General features: G+C 36.5%; 19 protein-coding genes. 14 read left to right on the top strand and 5 right to left on the bottom strand.

All coding sequences use genetic code 11. The annotated features are described in order from the left end of the window. Positions 1-89 precede the first annotated feature (89 nt). From CWD90_RS13890 to CWD90_RS13835, 12 genes are all read left to right on the top strand, one after another. Positions 90-1412 (top strand): N-acetylmuramoyl-L-alanine amidase family protein, encoded by a 1323-nt coding sequence (locus CWD90_RS13890; protein WP_449371719.1) that lies wholly within the window; start codon positions 90-92, stop codon positions 1410-1412. Between the two features lie 56 nt (positions 1413-1468). Beyond that, the gene (locus tag CWD90_RS13885; protein WP_103476674.1) at positions 1469-2425 is read left to right on the top strand and encodes an MlaD family protein; all 957 of its coding nucleotides are present in this window, start codon (positions 1469-1471) and stop codon (positions 2423-2425) included. Positions 2426-2436: 11 nt separating this feature from the next. Continuing rightward, positions 2437-3762 (top strand): (Fe-S)-binding protein, encoded by a 1326-nt coding sequence (locus CWD90_RS13880; RefSeq protein ID WP_103476673.1) that lies wholly within the window; start codon positions 2437-2439, stop codon positions 3760-3762. A 16-nt stretch (positions 3763-3778) separates the two neighbouring features. Beyond that, positions 3779-4570 (top strand): (Fe-S)-binding protein, encoded by a 792-nt coding sequence (locus CWD90_RS13875; RefSeq protein WP_103476672.1) that lies wholly within the window; start codon positions 3779-3781, stop codon positions 4568-4570. A gap of 179 nt (positions 4571-4749) precedes the next feature. Beyond that, positions 4750-5232, top strand: coding sequence for an ABC transporter ATPase (locus tag CWD90_RS13870; protein WP_103476671.1), 483 nt, complete (start codon positions 4750-4752; stop codon positions 5230-5232). Between the two features lie 104 nt (positions 5233-5336). Continuing rightward, the gene (locus tag CWD90_RS13865; RefSeq protein WP_103476712.1) at positions 5337-8249 is read left to right on the top strand and encodes a glycoside hydrolase family 3 N-terminal domain-containing protein; all 2913 of its coding nucleotides are present in this window, start codon (positions 5337-5339) and stop codon (positions 8247-8249) included. 180 nt (positions 8250-8429) lie between these two features. After that, entirely contained in the window at positions 8430-9578 is a 1149-nt protein-coding gene (gene bshA / locus CWD90_RS13860; protein ID WP_103476670.1) for an N-acetyl-alpha-D-glucosaminyl L-malate synthase BshA, read from the top strand. Next, positions 9578-10033, top strand: a complete 456-nt coding sequence (locus CWD90_RS13855) for a hypothetical protein (RefSeq protein WP_103476669.1) — start codon at positions 9578-9580, stop codon at positions 10031-10033. Before bshA ends, CWD90_RS13855 begins: the two co-directional genes overlap by 1 nt. Before the next feature lie 306 nt (positions 10034-10339). After that, a complete protein-coding gene (locus CWD90_RS13850) occupies positions 10340-11509 on the top strand; it encodes an OmpA family protein (RefSeq protein WP_103476711.1) in 1170 nt (389 codons plus the stop codon). A gap of 254 nt (positions 11510-11763) precedes the next feature. Continuing rightward, entirely contained in the window at positions 11764-12861 is a 1098-nt protein-coding gene (locus CWD90_RS13845; protein WP_157941232.1) for a GNAT family N-acetyltransferase, read from the top strand. A 212-nt stretch (positions 12862-13073) separates the two neighbouring features. Continuing rightward, on the top strand, positions 13074-14246 hold the full coding sequence (locus tag CWD90_RS13840; RefSeq protein ID WP_103476667.1) for a GNAT family N-acetyltransferase: 1173 nt from the start codon (positions 13074-13076) through the stop codon (positions 14244-14246). Positions 14247-14456: 210 nt separating this feature from the next. Beyond that, complete coding sequence (locus tag CWD90_RS13835) at positions 14457-15632, top strand: GNAT family N-acetyltransferase (RefSeq protein ID WP_103476666.1); 1176 nt, start codon at positions 14457-14459, stop codon at positions 15630-15632. Between the two features lie 288 nt (positions 15633-15920). Here the strand turns inward: CWD90_RS13835 and CWD90_RS23070 are convergent, their stop codons facing one another. The 3 genes from CWD90_RS23070 to CWD90_RS13825 form a co-directional block, all read right to left on the bottom strand. Further along, entirely contained in the window at positions 15921-16115 is a 195-nt protein-coding gene (locus tag CWD90_RS23070) for a hypothetical protein (RefSeq protein WP_157941231.1), read from the bottom strand. A 247-nt stretch (positions 16116-16362) separates the two neighbouring features. Further along, a complete protein-coding gene (locus tag CWD90_RS13830; protein ID WP_103476665.1) occupies positions 16363-17574 on the bottom strand; it encodes a hypothetical protein in 1212 nt (403 codons plus the stop codon). Positions 17575-17608: 34 nt separating this feature from the next. Further along, positions 17609-18214: a DUF7151 family protein gene (locus CWD90_RS13825; RefSeq protein ID WP_157941230.1), complete on the bottom strand. Its 606-nt coding sequence runs from the start codon at positions 18212-18214 to the stop codon at positions 17609-17611. A gap of 442 nt (positions 18215-18656) precedes the next feature. Here CWD90_RS13825 and CWD90_RS23475 point away from each other — a divergent pair, with 442 nt between their 5' ends. Then, on the top strand, positions 18657-20762 hold the full coding sequence (locus tag CWD90_RS23475) for a fibronectin type III domain-containing protein (RefSeq protein ID WP_103476663.1): 2106 nt from the start codon (positions 18657-18659) through the stop codon (positions 20760-20762). Positions 20763-20777: 15 nt separating this feature from the next. Then, positions 20778-22196, top strand: a complete 1419-nt coding sequence (locus CWD90_RS13815; RefSeq protein WP_103476662.1) for a tyrosinase family protein — start codon at positions 20778-20780, stop codon at positions 22194-22196. Between the two features lie 215 nt (positions 22197-22411). Here CWD90_RS13815 and CWD90_RS13810 read toward each other — a convergent pair whose 3' ends face one another. Then, complete coding sequence (locus CWD90_RS13810; RefSeq protein WP_103476661.1) at positions 22412-22777, bottom strand: heavy-metal-associated domain-containing protein; 366 nt, start codon at positions 22775-22777, stop codon at positions 22412-22414. A 9-nt stretch (positions 22778-22786) separates the two neighbouring features. Continuing rightward, positions 22787-25051, bottom strand: a complete 2265-nt coding sequence (locus tag CWD90_RS13805) for a TonB-dependent receptor (RefSeq protein WP_103476660.1) — start codon at positions 25049-25051, stop codon at positions 22787-22789. Between the last annotated feature and the right edge of the window lie 163 nt (positions 25052-25214).

Genomic DNA, 25214 nt, shown 5'->3' with positions numbered 1-25214 from the left:
GGGTTCAAACTTACATATATTTTTTGTACTGCCTATAGGGTATTGCGATAAATTTAACCTTATTAAAAGATCAAATTATCTCTATTTATATGAATATGAAACGGTTTTATATTATTCCCTTTATTATTTTAACATATTTTCTGACTTCTTTTTCCAAAATTATCAAAACCGATGACAATGACGGAAAATTTGTGGTTGTTTTGGATGCCGGACATGGAGGACATGACCCTGGTAATTTGGGGAATGGGTATTTGGAAAAAAATATAGCCTTAAGGATTGTCTTAAAAGTAGGGGAGATTTTGGAGAAAAACCCTAATATTAAGGTTATCTACACACGTAAAGACGATACTTTTGTAGACCTATACCTCAGGGGTGAAATTGCCAATAAGGCCAATGCGGATTTATTTGTTTCGGTGCACTGCGATTCACATAGTTCCGATGCCCATGGTGCCGGTACTTTTGTATTGGGACTACATGCCAATAAACAGAATTTTGAAATAGCAAAAAAGGAAAACTCGGTAATTTATCTGGAAGATAATTATGAGAGTAGATATGCGGCCTACGATATTAACTCCCCGGAATCTATAATCGGGCTTACCATTATGCAAGAGGAATTCTTAGATCAAAGTATCAATCTTGCCAAATTGATGCAAGATAATTTTTCCAACAAATTGAAAAGAACGGATAGAAAAGTTAAGCAAGCCGGTTTTATTGTACTTCACCAGACTTTTATGCCTAGCGTATTGGTAGAAACTGGATTTTTGACCAATAAGGATGAAGGTGCCTATTTAAATTCTTCAAAGGGACATATTGAAATGGGCAAGGCCATTGCTGAAGCCATTCTTTTGTATAAGGGCGATATGATTTCCACTACAGACGACCTTGCCTTAAACAACACGCCGATTAATCCCGCAACAAAACAGGATGAAGTTAAGGAATCGGTAAATAAATCAGTCTCCAAAGGTACAGGGTCAAAGGACAAGAAATCCGAACAACTTCTGCTGGAGCAGAAACCGGTCAAGAATATTTCAAAAACGGTACTTGTGGTAAAAAATGAAGCTGACAATACTACAAAGGAGTTGGTTAAGGAGCCCAAGAAGAAGGAGGAGGAGCCCCAAGTAGCGGAAAAGACAACCAATAAATCAGAGAATATTATTTTTAAGGTGCAGATTTTTGCGAGCTCAAAAAATATTCCTTTGAATTCTGAGAACTTCAAAGGACTTAACACTCTTTCCAAAGAGCCTTACAGTAATTTATATCGTTATATGTACGGTAATACGGATTCTCATTTTCAGGCAACTCTTTTGAAGAGCAATGCAGATGCCAAAGGGTATACCACCTCTTATATAGTTGCCTATAAAGATGGGGTACGCATCTCTGAAACGGAGGCTCTTAAATACGTGTCGGAATAATAGTCACTCTTCTAAAAATTATTTCTAATTTTGTTAAGAACTGAAAATAAAATCTTTTGAAAATATCTAGGGAAATAAAAACGGGTATTGTAGTCTTAGGGGGTATACTTTTATTCATACTTGGTTTTAGTTATTTAAAATCTACGCCTCTATTTGACAATAGTAAAACCTTCTATGCCGTTTACAGTAATGTAGGTGGACTGCAATCCGGAACTCAAGTTACTATAAACGGATTCTCCGTTGGGAAAGTAAACGATATAAGGTTTAATGATGCTTCTGGTAATCTTCTGGTAACTTTTAGCGTTAACAATAGTTTTTCCTTTTCCAAAAGCAGCACTGCAGAATTATATGATACCGGAATTATAGGAGGTAAGGGTATTCAGATCAAGCCAGTATTTGATGGTTCCGTAATGGCCAAAACCGGGGATACATTGATTTCCAGTTCCAGACCAGGACTTACAGAATTGGTACAGCAAAGATTAACGCCTTTACAACTAAAAGTGGAAGGTGCCGTGTCCAATGCTGATTCCTTATTGATGAATGTTAATGATATTTTGGACCCAAAAACAAAAAAGGATTTAAGGGAAAGTATCAGGGGGTTGAACGAGTTGGTGCAAAGTTTTCAAGGAAGCGCGAAATCAATAAACAAACTTTTAGCGGACAATAAGGATAATTTAAATAATTCCATTAATAATTTAAGTGCCATAACCGATAATTTTAACCAGCTTTCCGATACCTTGGTCAATGCTGGACTGGGCAAAACCATAAAGGGACTACAGGTTACCATGGGTAATATTAATGATGTGATGGCCAAAATTGAAGGCGGTGAGGGTTCCATGGGAAAATTGATAAATGACAAGGCTCTATATAATAATCTGGCGGATGCCTCTAAAGAGTTGGATTTACTTTTACAGGATTTTCGCCTAAATCCAAAACGGTATGTAAATGTTTCCGTTTTTGGTAAAAAGCAAATAGATTACGCACTTCCATTAGAAGACCCGGCCCAAAAATAGAGATCTAAATTATGGATTATATTCCTAATATTATTTTTGCAATTGTACTCTTAGCGGGTATTGGTTTTTTTACACGTAACGTTAAAAAACTATCCCGAAACATTAAATTGGGTAAAGAGGTTGATACCAGCGATAATAAGTCGCAGCGGTGGAAGAATATGTTTAGGATTGCCTTGGGACAGACTAAAATGGTTGTACGTCCTATTCCGGGAATTCTTCATGTTATTGTTTATATCGGATTTATTATTATTAATCTTGAAGTATTGGAGATCATTATAGATGGTCTTCTGGGCACACATAGAATTTTCTCCTTTTTGGGGGGAATTTATAGTTTCCTAATTGGATCTTTTGAAATTTTGGCCTTGCTGGTAATTGTGGCGGTGATTATTTTTTGGATTCGGAGGAACATTATTAAATTGAAGAGATTCTTGAATCCGGAGATGAGCGGTTGGCCCAAAAAGGATGGGAATTTAATTTTGTATATAGAATTGGTGCTAATGGTTTTGTTTTTGACTATGAACGCCGCCGATTACCAGTTACAACAAATGGAAGCGGTGCATTATACCAAGGCAGGGGTCTTTCCTGTTAGCCAGTTTATGGCTCCCGTTTTCCACGAAATGTCTATGTCCGCAATAATTTTAATAGAGCGCTCTGCTTGGTGGTTACATATTGTGGGTATTCTATTGTTTTTGAATTATCTATATTATTCCAAACATTTACATATTCTATTGGCTTTTCCAAACACCTATTTTGGAAAGCTGAAGCCAAAAGGGCAGTTTGATAATTTGGAGGCGGTAACCAAGGAAGTAAGGTTAATGATGGATCCAAGTGCGGATCCCTTTGCTGCACCCGAAGAGAATGCGCCTATACCTGAAAAATTTGGAGCCTCAGATGTCATGGACCTTAAATGGGTGCAATTACTCAACGCCTATACCTGTACTGAATGTGGTCGTTGTACTAGCGAGTGCCCGGCCAGCCAGACCGGTAAAAAATTGTCCCCACGTAAAATTATGATGGATACTAGGGATAGGCTGGAAGAGGTTGGCAAGAATATTGATACGAATAAAGGAGAGTTCGTGCCAGACGGCAAACAGCTGTTGGGAGATTATATTTCCCAGGAAGAGCTTTGGGCTTGTACCTCGTGTAATGCTTGTGTTGAGGCTTGTCCCGTGAGTATAGACCCATTGTCAATTATTATGGATATGCGTCAATATTTGGTGATGGAGCAATCTGCAGCACCATCTGACTTGAATAATATGATGGGGAATATAGAAAATAATGGGGCACCTTGGCCATTCAACCAAATGGATAGGCTTAATTGGTCCAAGGAATCATAAAGTAATTACCGCTAAAATGGAAAATGAATTAAAAGTGCCTACAATGGCAGAACTTTTTGCAGCAGGTCAACAACCAGAAGTTTTATTTTGGGTAGGCTGTGCTGGTAGTTTTGACGATCGGGCAAAAAAAATAACCAAAGCTTTTGTCAAGATTTTAAACAAGGCCAAGGTGAGTTTTGCTGTTTTAGGAACTGAGGAGAGCTGTACTGGAGATCCGGCCAAAAGAGCAGGGAATGAATTCTTGTTTCAAATGCAGGCAGTTACCAACATAGAGGTTTTAAATGCTTATGAGGTTAAGAAAGTTGTGACAGCTTGTCCCCATTGTTTCAATACCTTAAAAAATGAATACCCAGGACTTGGAGGAAATTATGAGGTGGTTCATCATACGCAATTCCTGAAGCAATTATTGGAAGAAGGGCGGATTAGTGTGGAAGGCGGACAGTTTAAAGGCAAGAAAATTACTTTTCATGACCCGTGTTATTTGGGAAGAGCCAATAATGTGTATGAAGCTCCACGTGATTTGATCCGAAAATTGGATGCCGAGTTGGTAGAAATGAAGAATTGTAAAAAACGTGGACTGTGTTGTGGTGCCGGAGGTGCACAAATGTTCAAGGAGCCAGAAAAGGGAAAGAAGGATATTAATATAGAACGAACAGAACAGGCTTTAGAAACAACGCCAGATATTATTGCAGCAGGTTGTCCTTTTTGCAATACCATGTTGACCGATGGGGTGAAGAATAAAGAAAAAGAATCCACAGTAGTAGTGATGGATATTGCAGAGTTGATTGCTATGGCCGAGGATTTGTAAATTTGTACTTACCTAGATTCTTTCGAATTGCAGTGAACAAGTAATTTGGAACTTATCAATAAAAAATAAAACCCCAGACTTAAGAAAAACCAAGATCAAGACCAGGAGGAATAGTACCAGACGATGAAAAAAAATCAAGACAAGAATCAACGTTTGGGTGAACATTAAAAATTTAATAAATGCTCGTAGAATTTAATACATTGCCGGATGAATCTAGGGTTTGGATCTTTCAAGCCAGTAGAAGTTTTTCAGAAGAAGAATTGCAACAACTTAGAAAAGAGTTGGATACCTTTATAGCGGATTGGACCGCTCATGGAAGCGAATTGCGCGCTGGTTATGAAATTAGGTATAATAGGTTTATTATCCTTGCACTGGACCAATCGCTAAATGCTGCTTCGGGTTGCTCCATTGACGCCTCGGTACATTTTATACAAGAGTTAGAGAAAAAATACGACATGGAACTTTTGGATAAAATGAATGTTTCTTATAAGCAGGGCGAATTTGTAGCATACAAAACTTTGATCGACTTCAAAAAAATGGCCAAACAAAAAGCGGTTTCCAAAAAAACTATAGTCTTTAATAATTTGGTAACCAATAAGCACGAATACCTAAATCATTGGGAGGTACCTGCAGAAGAAAGTTGGCACGGCCGTTTTATGTAAAAATCACGAGCTGAGGGTGCTACTCAACCCGTTGTTTGGGTTACTTTTCGTTTTTATACAATAATGTAGTTAATTGTTAGTTACCATCAAAGATGGATTTTTTTATGCGCATAAACCACTTAGTCTTAATACTCTTTATTTCATTTTATACAGTTCACGGTCAAATGAATCCGTTAGTTACCACGGATTCTTTGTCACAACAGGGCTGGGTAAATACCACTTATGATCAAATGTCCCTCGATGAAAGATTGGGGCAGTTGTTCATGGTAATGGTTACCTCCGATCAAAATAAGGCCGGTTCTGAAATAACTAAAAAATTAATAAGGGAACATCATATTGGTGGAGTTATTTTCTCAACTGGCGGTCCTGTCCGACAGGCCCAGATGACCAATGATTTTCAAAAAAATGCTAAAATTCCCTTAATGATAGGCATGGACGCCGAATGGGGTCTAGCCATGAGATTGGATTCTACTTATGCTTTTCCTTGGAATATGACCTTGGGAGCCATTAAGGATAATTCCATAGTAGAAAAAGTTGGAAATCAAATTGGAAAACATGCCCATAGATTAGGGGTGCATATTAACTTCGCCCCTGATATAGACATTAACATTAATCCTCAGAACCCAATAATTGGGAATCGATCTTTTGGAGAGGACCGTGAAAATGTGGCCCAAAAAGGAATATCTTTTATGAAGGGTATGGAAAGTGCTGGAGTACTTTCAAGCGGAAAACATTTTCCAGGACATGGAGATACTGCCGTTGATTCACATAAAGCTTTACCAGTAATAGATTTCACAAGGAAGCGTTTGGATAGTATAGAATTATATCCCTTTAGAAAATTGATCAATGAGGGCTTAAGCAGTGTTATGGTAGCTCATTTAAGTGTCCCAAGCCTGGAAATAAAGGAGGGTTATCCATCTTCCCTATCGGAACAGATCATTGGAGATGTGTTGCAGGAGCAATTAAATTTTAAGGGATTAGTGTTTACAGATGCACTAAATATGGCCGGAGTTTCCAATTTTGCCAAAGAAGGTGAAGTAGAGCTTTCAGCGTTTCTGGCTGGGAATGATATTCTCCTAATGCCATTGGATGTTGTTAAGGCTAAAGCCAAACTTACGGAAGCCTATAATAAAGGTAGAATTACCGAAAGCAGGCTATCAACTTCCGTGAAGAAGATATTGATGGCAAAGTATAAGGTGGGTCTAAATCACTATAGACCTATTGTAATAAAACACCTCTATGAAGATTTAAATTCGATAGAGGATGATGTACTTTACGAAGAGGCTATTGAGAATGCAATTACAGTGGTCAAGAACGATTTTTCCTTGATGGCGATCAAGAAATTGGAGAATAAGAAAATTGCCTATGTCAAGTTCGGAGATGCTGAAAGCGATCCATTTCTGAATGAATTGAATAAATATGCTACGGTAACACAAATTAATGGTAAGGACATAACCACACTAAAACAAAAATTGACTGATTTTAACTTGGTGATCATTGGGTTGCACAAGAGCAATGAAAGCCCATGGAAATCTTATAAATTTAGTAAAAATGAACTTTCTTGGTTAGGGGAAATAGCAAGCCAACGGACCTCCAATCTGATACTTGCCTTATTTGTAAAACCATATGCCCTGTTGGAGGTGCCTTCATTTGATAGTATCGATGCTGTTGTCATAGGTTACCAAAATAGTAAAATAGCCCAAGAGAAGACGGCACAGGTCATTTTTGGAGCCATTCCGGCCCAAGGGGTTTTGCCAGTTACCTCCCATGATGAATTTCCTGTAAATACAACTATTCCCGTAGAATCATTAATGCGTTTGGGATATAGTCTTCCGGAAAGGGTAGGTATGAGCTCTTCTAAATTGGCCAAAATAGATGAAATGGTTAAGAATGGTTTGGATTCCTTGATGTTTCCAGGAGCTCAAGTTCTTGTAGCTAGGAAAGGAATGGTAGTGTACAATAAAGGTTTTGGAAAACCAACGTATGATTCCGAGGAAAAAATAACACCAGATCATATTTATGATTTGGCTTCTATAACCAAAATTTTGGCTACCCTGCCAATGATAATGAAGTTGGAGGAGGAAGATAAAATAGCATTGGATGATACCTTTGAGGAGCTTATACCTGCTTATACGAATTCCGAACTAAAAAATGTCACTGTTTTAAAGGCCCTTTCACATTATGGTAGATTACCCGCCTGGATAGCCTTTTATATTAGCACCTTGGATGATAAAAGAAAACCCTCCAATGAGTTTTATAGGCACGAATCAACAAACGGGTTCTCCGTTAAGGTGGCAGACCAATTATTTATTGCGGATGTGTATAAAGATTCCATTTATAACAGAATCGGTAGGCAGCACCTTAAATCCAATCGGTATAGGTATAGTGACATAGCCTATTATGTTATGAAAAAATACATTGAGGATACCTATAATGACGGATTAGATAAATTGTCCGAGGAGTTTTTATATAAACCCCTTGGTGCTACCCATACCGGATTTAATCCACTAAACAAGTTTTTAAAGGGGGATATAGTACCCTCGGAGGAAGATAATTATTACAGATACCAGACTGTACAGGGCTATGTGCACGACATGGGTGCGGCCATGCAGGGGGGCGTTGGAGGTCATGCCGGACTTTTTAGCAACGCCAATGATGTGGCTAAAATTATGCAAATGTACCTGCAAAATGGTTTTTATGGCGGAAAACAGTTTTTAGAGGCCAGAACGGTAAAGAAGTTCAATACTTGCTATTTCTGCGATCAAAATGTGCGACGCGGCATAGGTTTCGATAAGCCGGAGGTACACGGAGGGGGGCCGGCTTGTAGTTTGGTGTCAAGAAAAAGTTTTGGGCATAGTGGTTTTACGGGAACCTATACTTGGGCCGACCCAGAAAAGGATTTGGTTTATGTCTTTTTATCAAATAGAACTTATCCCTCTGCTTCCAATACACTATTAGTTAAATCTGGGTTAAGAACACGGATTCAGAAGGCTATTTATGAAGCCATAATAAATTAAATACTTACTTTGTAAAAATATGGACCGTGGTTTTTTGGGAAAAATATCATTTTGTGTAAAAGCATACTGAAATGTTATCCCAATTCGCCCGACTAAGGCATTTTTGGAGTACAATAATTGATTGGATCCGTAGGGTATTGCGGTGACATGTGACTACTAAAATGCAATAAAGATAAACACATGAAAATAGCTATAGTATGTTATCCTACTTTTGGAGGTAGCGGGGTGGTGGCCACGGAATTGGGGATTGCTCTGGCCAATAGAGGACATGAAGTACATTTTATAACCTACCGTCAACCCGTGCGTTTGGAGTTGTTGAGCAATAAAATATACTTTCATGAAGTACATGTACCGGAATATCCATTGTTTCACTACCAGCCTTACGAATTGGCTCTTTCCAGTAAGTTGGTAGATACTATAAAGTTGTTCGGTATCGAGTTACTTCACGTTCATTACGCCATACCACATGCGTATGCTGGGTATATGGCTAAGAAAATGTTGGAAGAGGAGGGGATATATATTCCTATGGTAACAACTTTACATGGTACAGATATAACTTTGGTGGGCAAGCACCCTTTTTATAGACCAGCAGTTAATTTTAGTATAAATCAATCTGATATTGTGACCTCGGTTTCACAGAACCTAAAAGAGAGTACACTGGAATTGTTCGATATTAAAAAAGACATAGAGGTAATCCCAAATTTTATAGACAAGAGGAAATACAGTATGCATTTTACGGATTGTCAACGTTCATTAATGGCATCCGAAGATGAAAAAATCATTACTCACATCAGTAATTTTAGGAAGGTTAAACGTATTCCAGATGTAATTCATATTTTCAATAAGATTCAAAAGCAAATACCAGCTAAGTTGATCATGGTCGGGGAAGGGCCGGAAAAGGAAGGCGCTGAACGTTTGTGTGAGGAGCTTGGGATAGCCAACAAGGTTATATTTTTAGGGAATAGCAATGAAATTGATAGGATATTGTGTTTTTCGGACTTGTTTCTCTTGCCATCGGAGACCGAGAGTTTTGGATTGGCAGCTTTGGAGGCCATGATAAATAGGGTAGCGGTTATTTCCAGTAATACGGGGGGAATTCCTGAGGTGAATATACAGGGCGTTACAGGTTATTTGAGCGATGTGGGCAATATAAATGAAATGGCCGAAAACGCACTGAAGATATTAAGTGATGATGAAACCTTGGAAACATTTAAATCCAATGCGGCAAAAGCTGCTATGGATTTTGATATTTTAAAGGTATTGCCACTATATGAAGCAATATATGAAAAGGCCCTTTTGGCCAGACACGAAAGTTTACAGCAGAATTAATGCGCTTAATACTGATCATATTATCCCTGTTTGGTATTGCCTGTGTTGGGCAAAAAGGTGTATCTCACGATAATGTAGATAGCTCCGAACAGGACTCAAAGAAGCTTCAATTAGTGTTGGAGGATAAATATAGTGGGGTAGAACAACCAGAATTTCAGGTAATCAGGGATCCTAAAGCATTGAAGAATTTATTCCTAAAGATCAATAGAACTAGAAAACCTGGGTTACCAATTCCAGAGGTAGATTTTACAGAAGAACTTTTATTGGTGTATTGTGCAGGAACCAAATTGGATGTTGGCAAATCGGAATTGGTCATTTTAAAAGAGTCCTTGGAAAATATTACCATTGGGCAAAAGGAAAGGACCCTTTCCAAGAAAGAAAACATGAATGCCGCTACAACGCCCTTTTATATTTATAAAATGCCTCTCACCCAAAAGGAAATAAGTTTTCAGTAAACTATTTGTGTCCAAACAATTGTAGGGCCTAATATTTTAATATTTCCATTGCGATTATTTTTAACAAAATAGATTCATTTCAAATTTTTATGGATTGCCATTGCAACTTTAAGGATTGGCCTATTATAACCGATAAGATACCTTTTTCTTGGATGAAAAATTACGGAGAATCGTAATTTTAAAATATGAGTTTTGTGGGAAACCACTTAACGAGTTTAACAGCATTTAGTAGAATATAAATGGTGTCCATTTAACATTGCCATAGCTTTGGACAAAGATTATAAAGAATCCCAAAATTACAATGTTATGAAAACCTACGCACTTGCAATTACTTTTTTATGTGCTATTTCCTTTAATTATGGTAGTGCCCAAGAATTACAACTTACAGCTAAAGATAGTGTTGTTTCCAGTTCCTGGGTTCTAGGTCTGGGCTACAATATAGTAGACGATTCCGCTACCCCGTTTGGTGGTGATTTCTTAAATATTAAAGAAACATGGCACGCACTTCCTTATCCCTCTTCAATTAGTGTGGGCAGAACTTTTAGGAATGGACTTGGTGTAAAAGCCATTGGTTCCTATAATAAATATGATATTGGGAAGAAAGTCGATGGCGCAATTAATTTAGTGGAAAGAGATTATTATGCTATTGATGGTATGATAAGTTATGACCTGAACAAGATTATTGGAGAAACAGGTTGGTTCGATCCATTTCTTCATGTGGGTGCAGGCTATAGTGATATTGGATCTGTGGGAAGGGCAACTGCCAATGCCGGTTTTGGGTTTAATACCTGGTTCAACGACCGCTGGGGTCTAAATTTTAATACCATGGGTAAATGGGGGATTAAGGAAGGATCCACCAAGCAGTTACAACATTCGGCAGGAGTGGTATACCGATTTGGAATAGAAAAGGAATTGTCCAAAAAAGGCCTGGAAAAATTGGCATTGATAGAAGAGAACCAAAGAGTTTCGGATTCTATTGCAGCAGCGAACAAGGCTGAGGAAGAGGCTAGGCTTATGGCTGAGCGTTTGGCACAAGAAAAGGAAAAGGCGCGTTTGGCTGCAGAAGAGCAAGCTAGAAGGGATGCGGAAAACAGCCGAAGAACAGCACTGGAGAATAAAATAAAAGACTTGGGGAATGTATATTTTAGTTTAAATTCGTCTTACCTGAGCAAGCCATATAAGGAGCTATTGGATAAGTTGGCTGTGATATTGGAAGAAAATCCTGCAGTGACCATAAAAGTTGGCGCTCATGCGGATTCCAGAGGGGCTGAAAAGTATAACCAAGGGTTGTCCGAGAAGAGGGTAAAACAAACCTTGGAGTATTTGGCAGATAAAAAAGGAATAAATGCTTCTAGATTAACAGGAGAAGGTTTTGGTGAAACACAATTGGTGAACGAATGTGATAATAATACCTACTGTCCAGAATCTAAACATAAATTAAACAGAAGGTCAGAGTTCGAGGTGATGGCGTTTTAAACGAAAATTTAAAGAGTCTTACTTAAAGTACTGTAAATATTATTAAAGATTAACATAGCCATTTAAAACATCCGGGATAAGTGTTGAACATTTATCTCGGATTAAATTTTTAACCATATTACACTTTTCGTTAGCGTAATTCAAATATTATTAACGGTAATTAAATAAACGGAGTTATGATTTACAGAAGACTTCAGAAATTGAATTTTTTTTTCGAATTTTTTGAAAAAGATTCAATATTTCCATTTTATCAAATGGGGAACAACAATACTAATATTAATGTTAACAAGAACAACGGAAAAGTAGAAAAGCCAGCGAATAAAGTATATGTCTTAAACTTTATTCCACCTTACTTAGATTTAAAAATAAACAAGCAAAACTTACCTTTTAGAGCTTTTCAAGTTAAACCTAGAACCGGTTTTAGTATAGATTTAAGTCAATACTCTAGTGCTGACGAATATTTAAAGTCACATTTGGGCTCTAAAAACAGGAGGAATATTTTAAGTAGATTAAAAAGGCTTGAATCTTGTTTTGATATTAATTATAAAAACTATTTTGGCGAAATTGATCAGACGGAATATGCATTTTTGTTTGAGGAGTTTGAGCGAATGATAGGCAGTAGGTTTGAACAACGGGGTGATGAGCATGTAGGTTTTCAAAGATGGGATGAATATAAGGATAGTGTTTATGATTTAATACTACAGAAGCGTGCTTCTCTTTTTGTTATATATGATAATAATAAACCCATTGTAATTAATTTAAATTATCATTTTGAGAATATTTTGGATATTGCCATGCCTTCTTACGACATTGATTATTCTAAATTCGGATTGGGGCAAATTGCCATAGCGAAACAATTGGAGTGGTGTTTTGAAAATAATTATAATAGAGTGGATATGCGTTGGGGAGAATTGCCGTATAAACTCCTATGGTGCAATGATATCCAAAAATATAGGTGTGACGTTCTTTATAATAAAAATATCCCCACCGACATGTTACTTGCTTTTTTAGTTACGAAAGGGATGAACCTTAAGAAATTGTTGATAGAACGCAATATACTCCCCCTCAAATTGAAATTTTTATCTTGGGGTACAAAAAAGAATGAGCCAAGTGAGAGAGTTGATAATGCACCTGATTATAAACTTGAAGACCTGGCGGAGCTTCCTTCTGGGACAGACTTAAAATCTATAAACATTACTGGAAGTGAGTTTCAATATTTGCGTAATCCGGTATATAATTATCAATATATCCATGTTGAACATACTAATGATATTAATGTTTACAGTATTGAAAATCAGGATAAGACCTATATTATCGAGGGAAAATCGAGTTTGTTTAAACTTATTTTATAACTTTGAATAATTAGCCATTGTATATGGATTTTCGTGAATTATGTGTAGACTTTTAAAAGGAATCGCTTAGGATTAAAGTTCAGATTATGCTGTAAGTATCGAGTAAGTTTAGAGTTTCTATTCTTTTAACTTAATCCGTGTTGTTTGCTAAATTTTGGCTATTTAAAAATAGAATATCTTACGTATTACCTAACATTTAATGAGTGTTCCCCATGCTTAAAAAGTTAAACTTTTTTTTCGAATTTTTTGAGAATAATTCCTTAATACCATTTTATGATAGTTTAAATAATAAAACCAATGACAAGATTATTTACAATGAAGGTGTTAATGAAATAAAAAAACTCAATAAAGGCATATGTGTTTGTGTAGTAAACATGATTCCATCATATTTTGATTTGAAAATTAACAATCATAATACACCTTATAGGACATTTCGAGTTAGATACAGAACTGGTTATATAATTGATTTGAGTCCATACTCAAGTGTTGGACAATATTTGAATTCACATATGGGCTCTAGGCATAGCAAGAATATATTAAACCGATTAAAAAGGCTGGAATCCTGTTTTAATATTAAGTATAAAATTTATTTTGGAGAAATAGAGCAAATCGAATACCGGGTATTGTTTGAGGAGTTTGAGCGTATGATAAGAGTTAGATTTGAACAAAGGGGTGAGGAGCATGTTGGTCTAAAAAGGTGGGATTTCTACAAAAAAAATGCTTACGAATTAATCTTAAATAAAAGAGCCTCATTATTTGTTATCTACGATGACAAAAAAACCATAGCCATAAGTCTTAGTTATCATTTTGATAATATTTTGGATAGTGCCATTACTTCCTATGATATTGATTATGCCAAATTTGGATTGGGGAATATTGCCGTTGTTCAAAAATTAGATTGGTGTTTCCAAAATAATTATAAAAGAATGGATATGCGTTGGGGGAGATTACGCTATAAGAAACAATGGTGCAATGCAATTGAAGAGTATAAATGTGATGTTATTTATAACGATTTGCCAATTTCACAAATTATGGCGTTTGTGGTTTCTAAAATTATAATATTAAAGAAATTCTTGCTCCTCCATGAAATATTACCGTTAAAAGTCAGTTTTAAATTTCGGGATATGCATAAAGCCATCGGAAATATCAATAAAGATAATGGTCCCGCTTATAAAATAGAGGACTTAGATCAACTTCCTCTTAACGAAGAATTAAGTGCTCTGGATTTTAATGCTATAGAGTTTCAATTTTTGCAAAATCCAGTGTGTAATTATCAATATGATAATTTGGAGCACTCCAGGGATATTAATATTTATCGGGTTATTAATGAGGAAATGAGCTATATTATTCAAGGGAAATCTAAAGTACAAAAGCTTGTTTTTTGAATTGTTTGTCTACCTATTCAACAAAATTTTTAGATATATCACGAAATTTGGATTAACATTAAAGAAAAGATTACTAAAATAAACCATGATAAGCCCATACCAATTTTAATAAATAATTTAACCTTAATTGAACGCTGGAAAGTTGTTACTATTTTGGTTTTTTATTATTATGGGTTTTTTGTTAGAATCCAATAAATTTTAATACCCCTCATGCTTAAAAGATTAAATTTTAGTCACGAATTTTTTGAAAAAAATTCTATTTTTCCGTTTTATAAGGGTTTATATAATAAAACCAATGGTGATATATTCATTAATAATAATAAAGAAAATAGTGAGATATATATAAGTGACATCTCCATTGTTCAGTATATCCCACCATACTTTGAACTTAAAATTGACAAGAAGAGCTCTTCATACGGTCTTTATAAATTCAATACGTACACGGGTTATAAGGCAGTTTTGGATAATTTTAATAATGTGGAGGAGTACATGAAAGCTCAGTTTAGTAAAGGAGTTAAAAAAACTATAAACAGTCGCCACAAAAGATTGGAGGTATGCTTTGATATTAATTATGAGATGTTTTATGGTTCTATAAACCAGAAAAAATATATTTTTTTGATGGATTATTTGGAATCAATGATTAATACGAGGTTTTCTCAAAGAAATCAGGAACATTCTGGTCTGAAAAAATGGGCTTTTTATAAGGATGCTGCCTATCAGCTAATATTGGATAAAAGAGCTTCTGTTTTTGTCATTTCGGATGGTGAAAAACCTATTGTAATCGGTCTTAACTTTCACTATCAAAATATTTTTGATAGTGCCATAACTTCCTATGATATTGATTATGCCAAATTCGGACTTGGCAATATAGCGGTATTGAAGAAAATAGAATGGTGTTTTGCAAATGGCTTTAGTAGATATGATATGCGATGGGGAGAATTGGCTTACAAAAGTTTGTGGTGTAATTCCGTTGAGCCATACGAATGTCACATTGTGTACAATAAGGGAAATATTGGTAAAAAATTAGGGGCCTATTTAGTTGCTTTTATTATGAAGTTTAAGACGTATTTAAGGAATAAAGGGATTTTACCCATAAAACCCAAAATTAGATCCTTTTTAAAAAGGAACTCTAGGGTGTCACTGCCAATTAATAGTACTGCTCCGGATGTAGAATTGGTCGATTTAACCGAAACCGTATCCATTTCTGATCATATTGAAGTTGACATAATTAACGAAGATTATTCTTTTTTGCGAAAAATCATTTACGATTTCCAATATATTAATTCTGAACATTCCGATAATCTGACCATTTACAAAATGTGTGATCGGGAGAATACTTATATAATTTCTGGAAAAAATAAAACTCAGCAGATAATCTTTAAATAGGAATTACTTGAATAAATTAATTAAAGTTAATTTGTTGTTCTTACATGTCATAAAATAGGTGATAATTTAATTTTTAGTTTGGACTTTTTGTAAAACAGGTTGCTGTCTGAAATTAATTTTCTACTACCTAATAAAGTGAGTGAGCAAAAAATAGCTGGGGCATGTCCCCCAGCTATTTTTTTGTTCAATTTTTAATATTTACACATTAAATAAAAATGAATTATATATTGATGAATTTCTAAAATAGGCAAGACTGGAGATGAACTCAATAGTGTTTTTATATATCTCCTAAAACAAGGTGTCGGGAAGTTGCTTGTATGTGAGTTGCATGGACGGATCTATTTCAGGGTGTGTGGCGCCAAAGACATCCGTATTTAGCTCCTGAAAATTACCGAAGCTGTCAAGAATGGGTTTTGGGAATCCAAGGTTTAAATGTGTGAGGTAGACGATATATGAAGTGTTTGTAGCTATATTTAGTTGCACGGGTAGAGAAGAATTTACGGCTGATAAAACACATTTACAATGCCCGTTCTTACTAGGAAGCTATTAAAAATCAGTTCCTTGTGATCTTTGAAAAAAGGATTGACATTAATTAAAAGGCAATCCCTAGTTAATTTTAACTTACAACTAAAAAGGATAGTGTCTTTAATTTAAAAAAAAAGGGTCCAACTTTAAAAGTTAAACCCACAGATGTTCTGTTTAAATATTTTTTTTGATACTGTAGACCTAATTATTCAGTTAATGTTTTTTCAAGTTTGTCTAAACGGTTCGCTAATAGTTTTAAATTTTCCTTTTCGACTTCGAATTTCGAATTGGCCAATTTTAATTCTTTAATTTCTTTTTGTTGTTGAATCGTATATAAAGTGAGTTCTTCTATTTTCTGAAGTAACTTCGCATTCATTTCACCTAACTTAATACCATTTAGTTCAACTTCTGCGGCACTTGGAATATTCTCTAAATGACCTTTATCTAGAATATGCTGCTCCACTTCCTCTAAGGTAGGAAGACCGTAATTTTTGGCAAAAACAAAATCAGGCCAATTTTGGGATAATTCAACTTTTATTTCTTCCGCAATCACATTACCATCCACAGCCAATGCGTAGCCAGATGGGACATTGGTTAGACCAATTCCGACGCCACCTCCATTATACACTACATTTGACCCAGAGACTGACCATGGGGATCCTGGAAGCGGATCTCCATTTATTAGAATAGTAGTGGCATTTATGGTTCCTGCCACATCCAAATCAAAGTTAGGGTTGATTGTGCCTATGCCTACATTACCTGTATTATAAAAAAGTTCATTCCCAGAAATTGACCATGGTGAACCTGGGAGCGGGGCTCCATTTATCAATAGGTTTGTAGCATTTACAGTCCCAGCAACATCTAGATCAAAATTAGGGCTATTTGTACCGATGCCCACCCGTCCTATACTATAAAAGGTGTTGGATCCAGAAAGAGACCATGGTGAAGCAGGAAGTGCTGCCCCATTTATCAAAAAGTTTGTGGCATTTACCGTACCTGCCACATCTAGGGCAAATCCGGGGTTATTGGTGCCGATGCCCACCCGTCCAGCGTTGTAAAACGTGTTGGATCCAGAAAGAGACCATGGCGAAGCTGGGAGCGGAGCCCCATTTATTAATAGATTAGTTGCATTTACCGTACCTGCTACGTCCAAGGCAAATCCAGGATTGTTGGTGCCTATTCCCACCCTACCTGCATTGTAAAAGGTATTAATGCCATTTAGCAACCATGGGGAACTTTGCATTACGGAACCATTTACAAATATTTCTGAAGCACTAAAAGTTCCGGCTATCTCAAGGCTAAAATTTGGTGTTAAGGTACCAATTCCAACGTTCCCCGAGGCCGGGAAATAATTTCCCTGACTATATCCCAAAAGGACGAAAAAGAACGCTATCGGAGCAATATATTTTTTCTTCATAATCGTGTAATTAAATTGACGGTGCATACATACGCTACTCATATTGTCTTAATTCAAAGGACAGGTTGCTGAAATTATCCATAAAAGCATTAATGCCATTTTGGAGTTCTATTCTAACCTGATTATCGCCAATTATTTCACCTCTTACCCCAGTATGGGTTGTAGGTGTAGTGTAAAAAATTACAGTTTTTCCAATGATAATTGTTTTATCTAGAGTTCCCACATATTTTCCCTGGGATTCCCTTACCCAACTAATGTTTAAATCTAAAGTGTTTTCCAGAACATTGGAGCTTGGATTTTCTGTACCCGATTGACTGATCAATGAAACGTATGTTTGATAAGTAATATTGGCATTGTCACCGTTGCACAAATATTCAGTACTAATTACTTCATTGGCGTCCAAAATACTATTGGCATTTGTATCCAAACCAGTCTGAACGCTGAAACCTCCATTGGTACAATTTGCCCCAGGCTGTTCCACTAGGGTCTTTATTAGTCCATTGTTTCCATTGTTACCGTCAATGCCATTAATACCGTTCGTTCCATTCAGGCCATCTGTGCCATCTTCCGGACTACAACCTACAAAAACTGCCATGAAGATCAGTGAAAGAGCAATTTTAAAAAGCCTTGTGTTGCGCATAAATAAAATTTGAGTAAGATTAAATTTGTGTAAAAGTACAAATAGGGCGTGCCAATATATTGAACTTTAGTCAAAAGAATAAATATATTCGACAAATGTAACAAATTTACCAATTAGCTAATTATAGACGGTTAGGGAAATTGAAGACTTTAACATTGGATATGTGAGATTTTAAGTAGGAAAATTATTGATAATTTGAGAGTAGATGGCTCTAGGTTTAACAAAGGTTGGGATATTTTAAATCAAATTCTTTTTCAACTCATTGTAAGGTGAAGTTTTAACTGCCTAACGATAGTCGTTTTTTTGAGGTTTTTACATTATTTAATACCATTTATAGCTATTTAAGTGCAGTTCATAGAAAAATGTAATCATGAGGCAGAAAATATGTTAATTTTGTGGCAAATTCCCCCTCAAGGTATATTCATTTATAAAGTGTTTTAATATGAAAAAAATATTACTATTATTTTTGTCATTATGTTTGTTTTATGTTGAAGGCGGAATTGGTCAAGAGCTTCACACACAGTCAAATGCAGCTTCAATTGCAAATGAGTCCAATTCTACAACGGGTTGGTCTGGTTCGGCTGTTATTACATCTAGTGCTACCAATCCTCAACAGGGGAACTTCGCAATAAGTATGGTTTCGAACACTGGTAGCAGATATCGAATGGACTATTTTTATAACGCTACAATCGGCAACGATTATGTTATACGAATATGGGCAAGACAAGGCCCCCAGGTAACTACACCCGCAGCACCAGCATTTGCAAATTGGACGGGCGTTACAGGATTTTCCACGACTCCTATTACTGATACAAATTGGACCCAATATGTATTTAATGTTACCGCTACCTCCTCTAATCCACGGATAACTATTTACAATGGACTTTCTTCCTCCGGAAACACAGCAGGAAATACAGTATTTATAGATAACGTTTCCATACTCCCAGCAGGAAGTGATGCAACACCACCAACAGCACCTACGAACTTAGTGGCAAGTGGCACTACAGCTACGGGGACTACCTTGAATTGGACACCGTCTACGGACAACGTTGGGGTTACGGGGTATACTATATTGCAAAATGGAACTAGTATTGGAACTACAAATGGCGCTACTACCCTTAACGTAACCGGTCTTTTTCAAAATACTTCCTATTCCTTTACGGTAACTGCAAGCGATGCAGCGGGCAACGTTTCACCTGCAAGCAATACAGTAAATGTCACCACCTTAACGGCTACTGATAGTCAGCCACCAACGGCACCAAGTAGTTTGGCGGCCAATGGGACCACAACAACCACTACAAACCTTTCTTGGGCAGCTTCTACTGATAATGTTGGGGTTACGGGATATACCATATTGCAAAACGGTACCAGTATAGGAACCACAACAGGAGCCCTTACTTTTAATGTGACCGGACTTACCCAAAATACCACCTATGCCTTTACGGTAACCGCAAGCGATGCGGCAGGCAATGTTTCGCTGGTAAGTAATACGGCAAATGTCACAACCTTAACGGCGGCGGATGGCCAGCCACCAACGGCGCCAAGTAGTTTGGCGGCCAATGGAACCACAACAACCACTACAAACCTTTCTTGGGCAGCTTCTACTGATAATGTTGGGGTTACTGGATATACTATACTGCGGAATGGCACTAGTATTGGGACTACCACAGGGGCACTTACTTTTAATGTGACCGGACTTACCCAAAATACTACTTATGCCTTTACGGTAACCGCAAGCGATGCGGCAGGCAATGTTTCGCCCGTTAGTAATACGGCAAATGTCACAACCTTAACGGCGGCGGATGGCCAGCCACCAACGGCACCAAGTAGTTTGGCGGCCAATGGAACCACAACAACCACTACAAACCTTTCTTGGGCAGCTTCTACTGATAATGTTGGGGTTACGGGATATACCATATTGCAAAACGGTACCAGTATAGGAACCACAACAGGAGCCCTTACTTTTAATGTGACCGGACTTACTCAAAATACTTCCTATGCTTTTACAATAACGGCTAGGGATGCTGCCGGTAATGTTTCACCTGCGAGCAATGCAGCAAATGTTACTACAACAGGAACCGGTGTAATTGATTATACTTCAGCAAACTCAAATTTACCAACAGTGGATTGGACCGCTAGGGACTTGTTCGCTAGTAGAAATGTAGGTATCGGTACTACAAATACCCAAGGCTATAGATTGGCTGTTGATGGTAATGTGGTGGCTGAGGAAATAAAAGTTGAATTATCCCAAAATTGGCCTGATTTTGTTTTTACAAAAAATTATGGTCTTCCTACCTTAGAGGAAGTGGAGCAGCATATTCTAGATAAAGGTCATTTAGAGAATATCCCAAGTGCCGCAGAAGTTGAACTAAATGGTATTAAGTTAGGTGAAATGAATGCGAAGTTACTTCAGAAAATAGAAGAATTGACTTTATATACCATCCAACAAGAAAAGAAAATAATTAAGTTGGAAAATGAAAATAAGAAAATCCAATTATTGTCTGAAAAATTTATTGAATTGGAAAGGTTAATTAAAGGAAATAATTAGAAAATATAATGTATTATGAATAAGTATTATGCATTATTTGTTTTTTCATTTTTGGTGTCTCAAGTTGGAGCCCAAAGTATACGGAAAAATTTTACTGAGATGTCTCAATATGAGAAAATTGAATTGGTCAATGGATTTTATGGCTTGAGGTCAGGTGCAGACTTAGTTAATGATTTAGCTACATTCCACAATAATTTTTTCAATTTTGATAATACTATTGATCCAACACGATTGGACATACATTTCAACCTACCAGACGAACCGCAGCGGGACATTTTTCTTGCCTGGCACCGACGACAAATGTTTGAAGTAGAACAGGCCCTTCAAAATATAAATCCTAGAATTAGCTTGGTTTATTGGGAAAGTTATGAGGAGAGGTCTGTGAATTCAACATTGTGGAACCAAGATTTAATGGGAAGTTTTGATGCCAATTGGGGCTTGGGCAGGGCCTTAGGTGCTTCAGGTACTTTGCCAGTTACAACTGGTACTAGTGATAGTAATGTGAATGTGATACAAGGCATAAGCGGTACAAGTTGGCCACCTCCGGATTCCCAGACAGTAGGATTTTACGCATATTCCAATCGTTTCGAACGAGGAAGGGTTCATTCAGGTGCACATTCATGGACAGGAGGCTTTATGCCCACGGGGGCTTCGCCAAGGGACCCTGTATTTTATTTGCATCATACCAATGTAGATAGACTTTGGCAAGAATGGGAAGAAAATAATCCTGGCTCATCTGGTTTTATTAGTACTTCAATGCTACGCTATGACGGAACCTATGTTTTTGATGGCCAAACATTGCCTTCCGTAAATCCAAATAGTATTATTGATAGTAGGGTATTGGGTGTTTTCTATGCAAGAAATGGGCTTGCGGTATTGGATAATTACATTGTGGGTAATACCTACAATCCCGAAGAAGTATTTTATTATCAATTTCTGATAGAAGCGGGAGATAACGGTTTTATTGTGCCCTCCGGCCGTTCAGCTAGAATTGAATCATTAAATACGATTGAGTTAAAGCCGGGCTTTACGGCGGAAAGTGGTTCTTCATTTACGGCAAGGATAGATGTTGCCAATTCTGGTCTAACAGGAAAATCCAGTCGAGCCTTGGTAGTAAATGACAAACCTTTTGATCATATAGATATCAAAAATGTTGTGGAATGGCAGGAAGACAATAAGGATGATAGCCCTGTTTTTATGACTACATTTCCTAACCCTTTCATCAATAAGATCACTATCAAGCTAAATAAAAAAACCGATTGTTCTATCGAAGTGTTTAATATGATGGGTATGTCCATTAGAAAAGAATCCTTTCAAAACACGGATACTTTGGAAATTAACAACCTATACGGCCTTTCCTCCGGTATTTATGTCATTCAAGTAGTAAATGGTCAAGGTGAAATATTATTGGCCAAGAGAGTCGTGAAACTTTAGATATTTTAATTCAATGAATATCTTATTAGATGTGCAAATAAAAAATGGCTGGGAAACTTCCTAGCTATTTTTTTGCATTATATCCAATCATTGTTACAGAGGTGTATCGCAACGCTAATGGCATTTTGCAGGACAATTGGCATATATTATGGGTTACCCTATTTTTTAAAAAAAATATTAGCTCAGCTACCCAACTTTAACGGAAGCATTATTGCTCAATGTTTAACATTATGGTCCATATGAACACTTTCTGGATCTCTAAATTTACAGCAGGGCGGTAAGTTGTTATAGGTGTTATCATCCGCTTGAGCCGAATCGGTATCGTGACCAACCCTTGCAATAGCCTTTTTAACATCTAGGGGTCCACATTTATTCTCATCCAAAATTAAAGTCAGTTGTTTGGAGGCGATGTCCCAATTTACATATTTAACTCCTTTGACCTTAAGGGACGCCTTCTCTATTCTTGCTTTGCACATAGCACAATTTCCCTTTACCTCAAAGGAGACCTTCTTATTTTTGTCCTGTGAATAGGCTTTTACAGAAGTAATAATCAATAATAAGCAGATAATTAATTTTTTCATACCAAAAATTTATAATTTATATCTTAAGCCAATGTAATAAGTACTTCCCAAAACAGGGGCATATAGGATGGTACTATCAAAATACGGTCCAAATGGATCATCACTCCCTAATATAGCCCTGTTTTGGGTATAATTGGCGATATTTTCCCCACCTATATAAACTTCAAATTTCTTTGAAAACACTCTGGTTGCTTGTGTATTCATTAAAGCATATGAGGGTGAAAATGATGCTAAATGATATTCATTAGGGTTTGAAGCTGTATTGGGCAATCGTTGTTCACCCTGCCAGTGAAGGGTATAATCGAATCGCCATTGAGATCCATTCGATTTGCTAAGTGTTTCATAACTTATATTAGTGAAAAAACGATGTTTGGGTTGTAAAGGTTTTGTTAACCTACCTGATTGGTAATCAACCCTAATATCATAATATTTGTAGGTTGCCCTTAGGTCAAGATTTTGAACTATTTCATAATTTAAATCTATTTGTAAACTATTGGAATAACTTTTTCCGTCCAAATTATAAAATGATATTTTTCTAGGATCTTCCCAATCAATTACCACCTGATTTTGAAACTGTGTACTGTAAAAATCAGTAGAAAAATCCAAGACTCTATTCCAGAGATATAATTTTTGGATTAAACTTATCCCAAAATTCCAGGCAACTTCCGGGTTAAGACCGTAGATTTTACCTGAATTTTCTATTATTTCCACACTTCTTGAAGAAGCAAATAGTTGTTGGTTTTCTGCAAAGATGTTGGCTCCTTTTACACCCTTGCCTAAAGAACCCCTGAGACTTGCCTTATCCCAAAGTGAATATCTTATATGCAAACGTGGGGTAATAAAATTGCCAAGTTTATTATGGTGATCCAATCTAATTCCGGCTACTAAACTTAATTTTTCCAAGCTATCATAACTATACTCAAAAAATGATCCTATAGTATTGTCATTTCTTTCTAAGGCTTGCCCATTTACTTGTTCGTCATAATAGTCATTACTATAATTGACGCCAGCTTTAATTTTATTTCGTGTGTTATTAATGATGCTGTTAAAAATTAGGTTCGTATAGAATGAGTTTTGCTTTATATCGTAAAGGTTCAGGCCATAATACGAATTCTGGTCGTGAACGTTATAAGACGTTTGTATTCCAATACTTTGATAAGGTAAATCAGGGAAAACATATCCCACTTTAGAAGAAATATCCAACCGGTGACTTAGTACTTCACTACCCCAATTATTAGTTGTTAATTTATCTCGTTCTGGTACAAAATTTACCTGGCCAGTGTTTTTTTTGTCCTTTAGATAATGAAGGGTTAAAAAACTTACCCAGCCCTTTTCACTGTCCATATATTGCCACCTGTTCATTAAATTGATTTGTTCGGCCAATGGCGTATCCAAGAATCCATCATTATTGTTGTCTATGGTGCCATTTCTTAAATTGCCATGGACATAAATTCCTGTTCCTAGATTTTTGGATATTTTCTTGTTGAATCTTCCGTTAAACTCATATCGTTCATAATTATTGGAATAGATGTTCAAAAATAAAAGCTTGTCGCTTAGTGGTTTCACCAATTCCGAATTTATTTGTCCGGAAATACTTTCATATCCATTTTGAACCCCACCGGACCCTTTGGTAATTTGTATGCTTTCAATCCAGGAACCAGGAATAAAGGATAACCCATAAATTTGGGATGCGCCTCTTATAGACGGTATGTTTTCTTGTGTAAATAGGAGATAGGGACTATTTAAGCCCAACATTTGAATTTGTTTGGCTCCAGTGACAGCATCAGAAATGTTGACATCAACGGTGGGATTGGTTTCAAAGCTTTCCGAAAGATTGCAGCATGCGGCCTTGAGCATTTCCCTGCTATCAACAGTGACAACATTCTGCACTTCGAACAATGACTTTTGAAGAGGTTTTATTTTATTCATAACAATAACCTCCTCCAAATCTATTTCCTTCTGTAATAATATTTTACCAATATTTGGTCTATTCGCATCAAGGGTATCTGTTTGATATCCAGGAAAGCTTAATATAAGTTTTTTAGTATTGTTATTATACGGTATTTTGAAATAACCTTCTGTGTTGGTCAAAACCATGGCGGTGCTGTCCTGCCAATAAACATGAACTCCAGATCGTGCAATTGCAGTTCCCTTGCCATCATTTACGACAACAGTTCCCGAAATAGTAATTTGACTTGTAGCGAACAGTGGCAATAAAAACAATAAAGAAATTAATATAAACCTTATAAATGTATTTTTTAACAACGATTGCATACGAATTATTTTTCTTTGGCTTTATAATTGATGTACATCATTTGTATTTCAAATTATTACCTTGAAGAGACATTGAATATGAAGGCTTGAGACAAAAATAAAGATTGATTTAATTAATGTAGGGCAAAAATAGATCGGAAAAATTGTACATAGTTAATTCCTT

It is taken from the genome of Arenibacter catalasegens (genome assembly GCF_002909235.1).
Lineage (GTDB): Bacteria > Bacteroidota > Bacteroidia > Flavobacteriales > Flavobacteriaceae > Arenibacter > Arenibacter catalasegens.
Note: the sequence above shows the minus strand (reverse complement) of the source record. Positions and strands in the feature narration are given on the sequence as shown.

What these genes read in the sequence shown, in the direction of transcription:
- CWD90_RS13890 (WP_449371719.1), top strand. Translation starts at nt 90, where the DNA reads ATGAATATGAAACGGTTTTATATTATTCCCTTTATTATTTTAACATAT.
- CWD90_RS13880 (WP_103476673.1), top strand. Translation starts at nt 2,437, where the DNA reads ATGGATTATATTCCTAATATTATTTTTGCAATTGTACTCTTAGCGGGT.
- CWD90_RS13875 (WP_103476672.1), top strand. Translation starts at nt 3,779, where the DNA reads ATGGAAAATGAATTAAAAGTGCCTACAATGGCAGAACTTTTTGCAGCA.
- CWD90_RS13870 (WP_103476671.1), top strand. Translation starts at nt 4,750, where the DNA reads ATGCTCGTAGAATTTAATACATTGCCGGATGAATCTAGGGTTTGGATC.
- CWD90_RS13865 (WP_103476712.1), top strand. Translation starts at nt 5,337, where the DNA reads ATGCGCATAAACCACTTAGTCTTAATACTCTTTATTTCATTTTATACA.
- bshA (WP_103476670.1), top strand. Translation starts at nt 8,430, where the DNA reads ATGAAAATAGCTATAGTATGTTATCCTACTTTTGGAGGTAGCGGGGTG.
- CWD90_RS13855 (WP_103476669.1), top strand. Translation starts at nt 9,578, where the DNA reads ATGCGCTTAATACTGATCATATTATCCCTGTTTGGTATTGCCTGTGTT.
- CWD90_RS13850 (WP_103476711.1), top strand. Translation starts at nt 10,340, where the DNA reads ATGAAAACCTACGCACTTGCAATTACTTTTTTATGTGCTATTTCCTTT.
- CWD90_RS13845 (WP_157941232.1), top strand. Translation starts at nt 11,764, where the DNA reads ATGGGGAACAACAATACTAATATTAATGTTAACAAGAACAACGGAAAA.
- CWD90_RS13840 (WP_103476667.1), top strand. Translation starts at nt 13,074, where the DNA reads ATGCTTAAAAAGTTAAACTTTTTTTTCGAATTTTTTGAGAATAATTCC.
- CWD90_RS13835 (WP_103476666.1), top strand. Translation starts at nt 14,457, where the DNA reads ATGCTTAAAAGATTAAATTTTAGTCACGAATTTTTTGAAAAAAATTCT.
- CWD90_RS13830 (WP_103476665.1), bottom strand. Translation starts at nt 17,574, where the DNA reads ATGAAGAAAAAATATATTGCTCCGATAGCGTTCTTTTTCGTCCTTTTG.
- CWD90_RS13825 (WP_157941230.1), bottom strand. Translation starts at nt 18,214, where the DNA reads ATGCGCAACACAAGGCTTTTTAAAATTGCTCTTTCACTGATCTTCATG.
- CWD90_RS23475 (WP_103476663.1), top strand. Translation starts at nt 18,657, where the DNA reads ATGAAAAAAATATTACTATTATTTTTGTCATTATGTTTGTTTTATGTT.
- CWD90_RS13815 (WP_103476662.1), top strand. Translation starts at nt 20,778, where the DNA reads ATGAATAAGTATTATGCATTATTTGTTTTTTCATTTTTGGTGTCTCAA.
- CWD90_RS13810 (WP_103476661.1), bottom strand. Translation starts at nt 22,777, where the DNA reads ATGAAAAAATTAATTATCTGCTTATTATTGATTATTACTTCTGTAAAA.
- CWD90_RS13805 (WP_103476660.1), bottom strand. Translation starts at nt 25,051, where the DNA reads ATGCAATCGTTGTTAAAAAATACATTTATAAGGTTTATATTAATTTCT.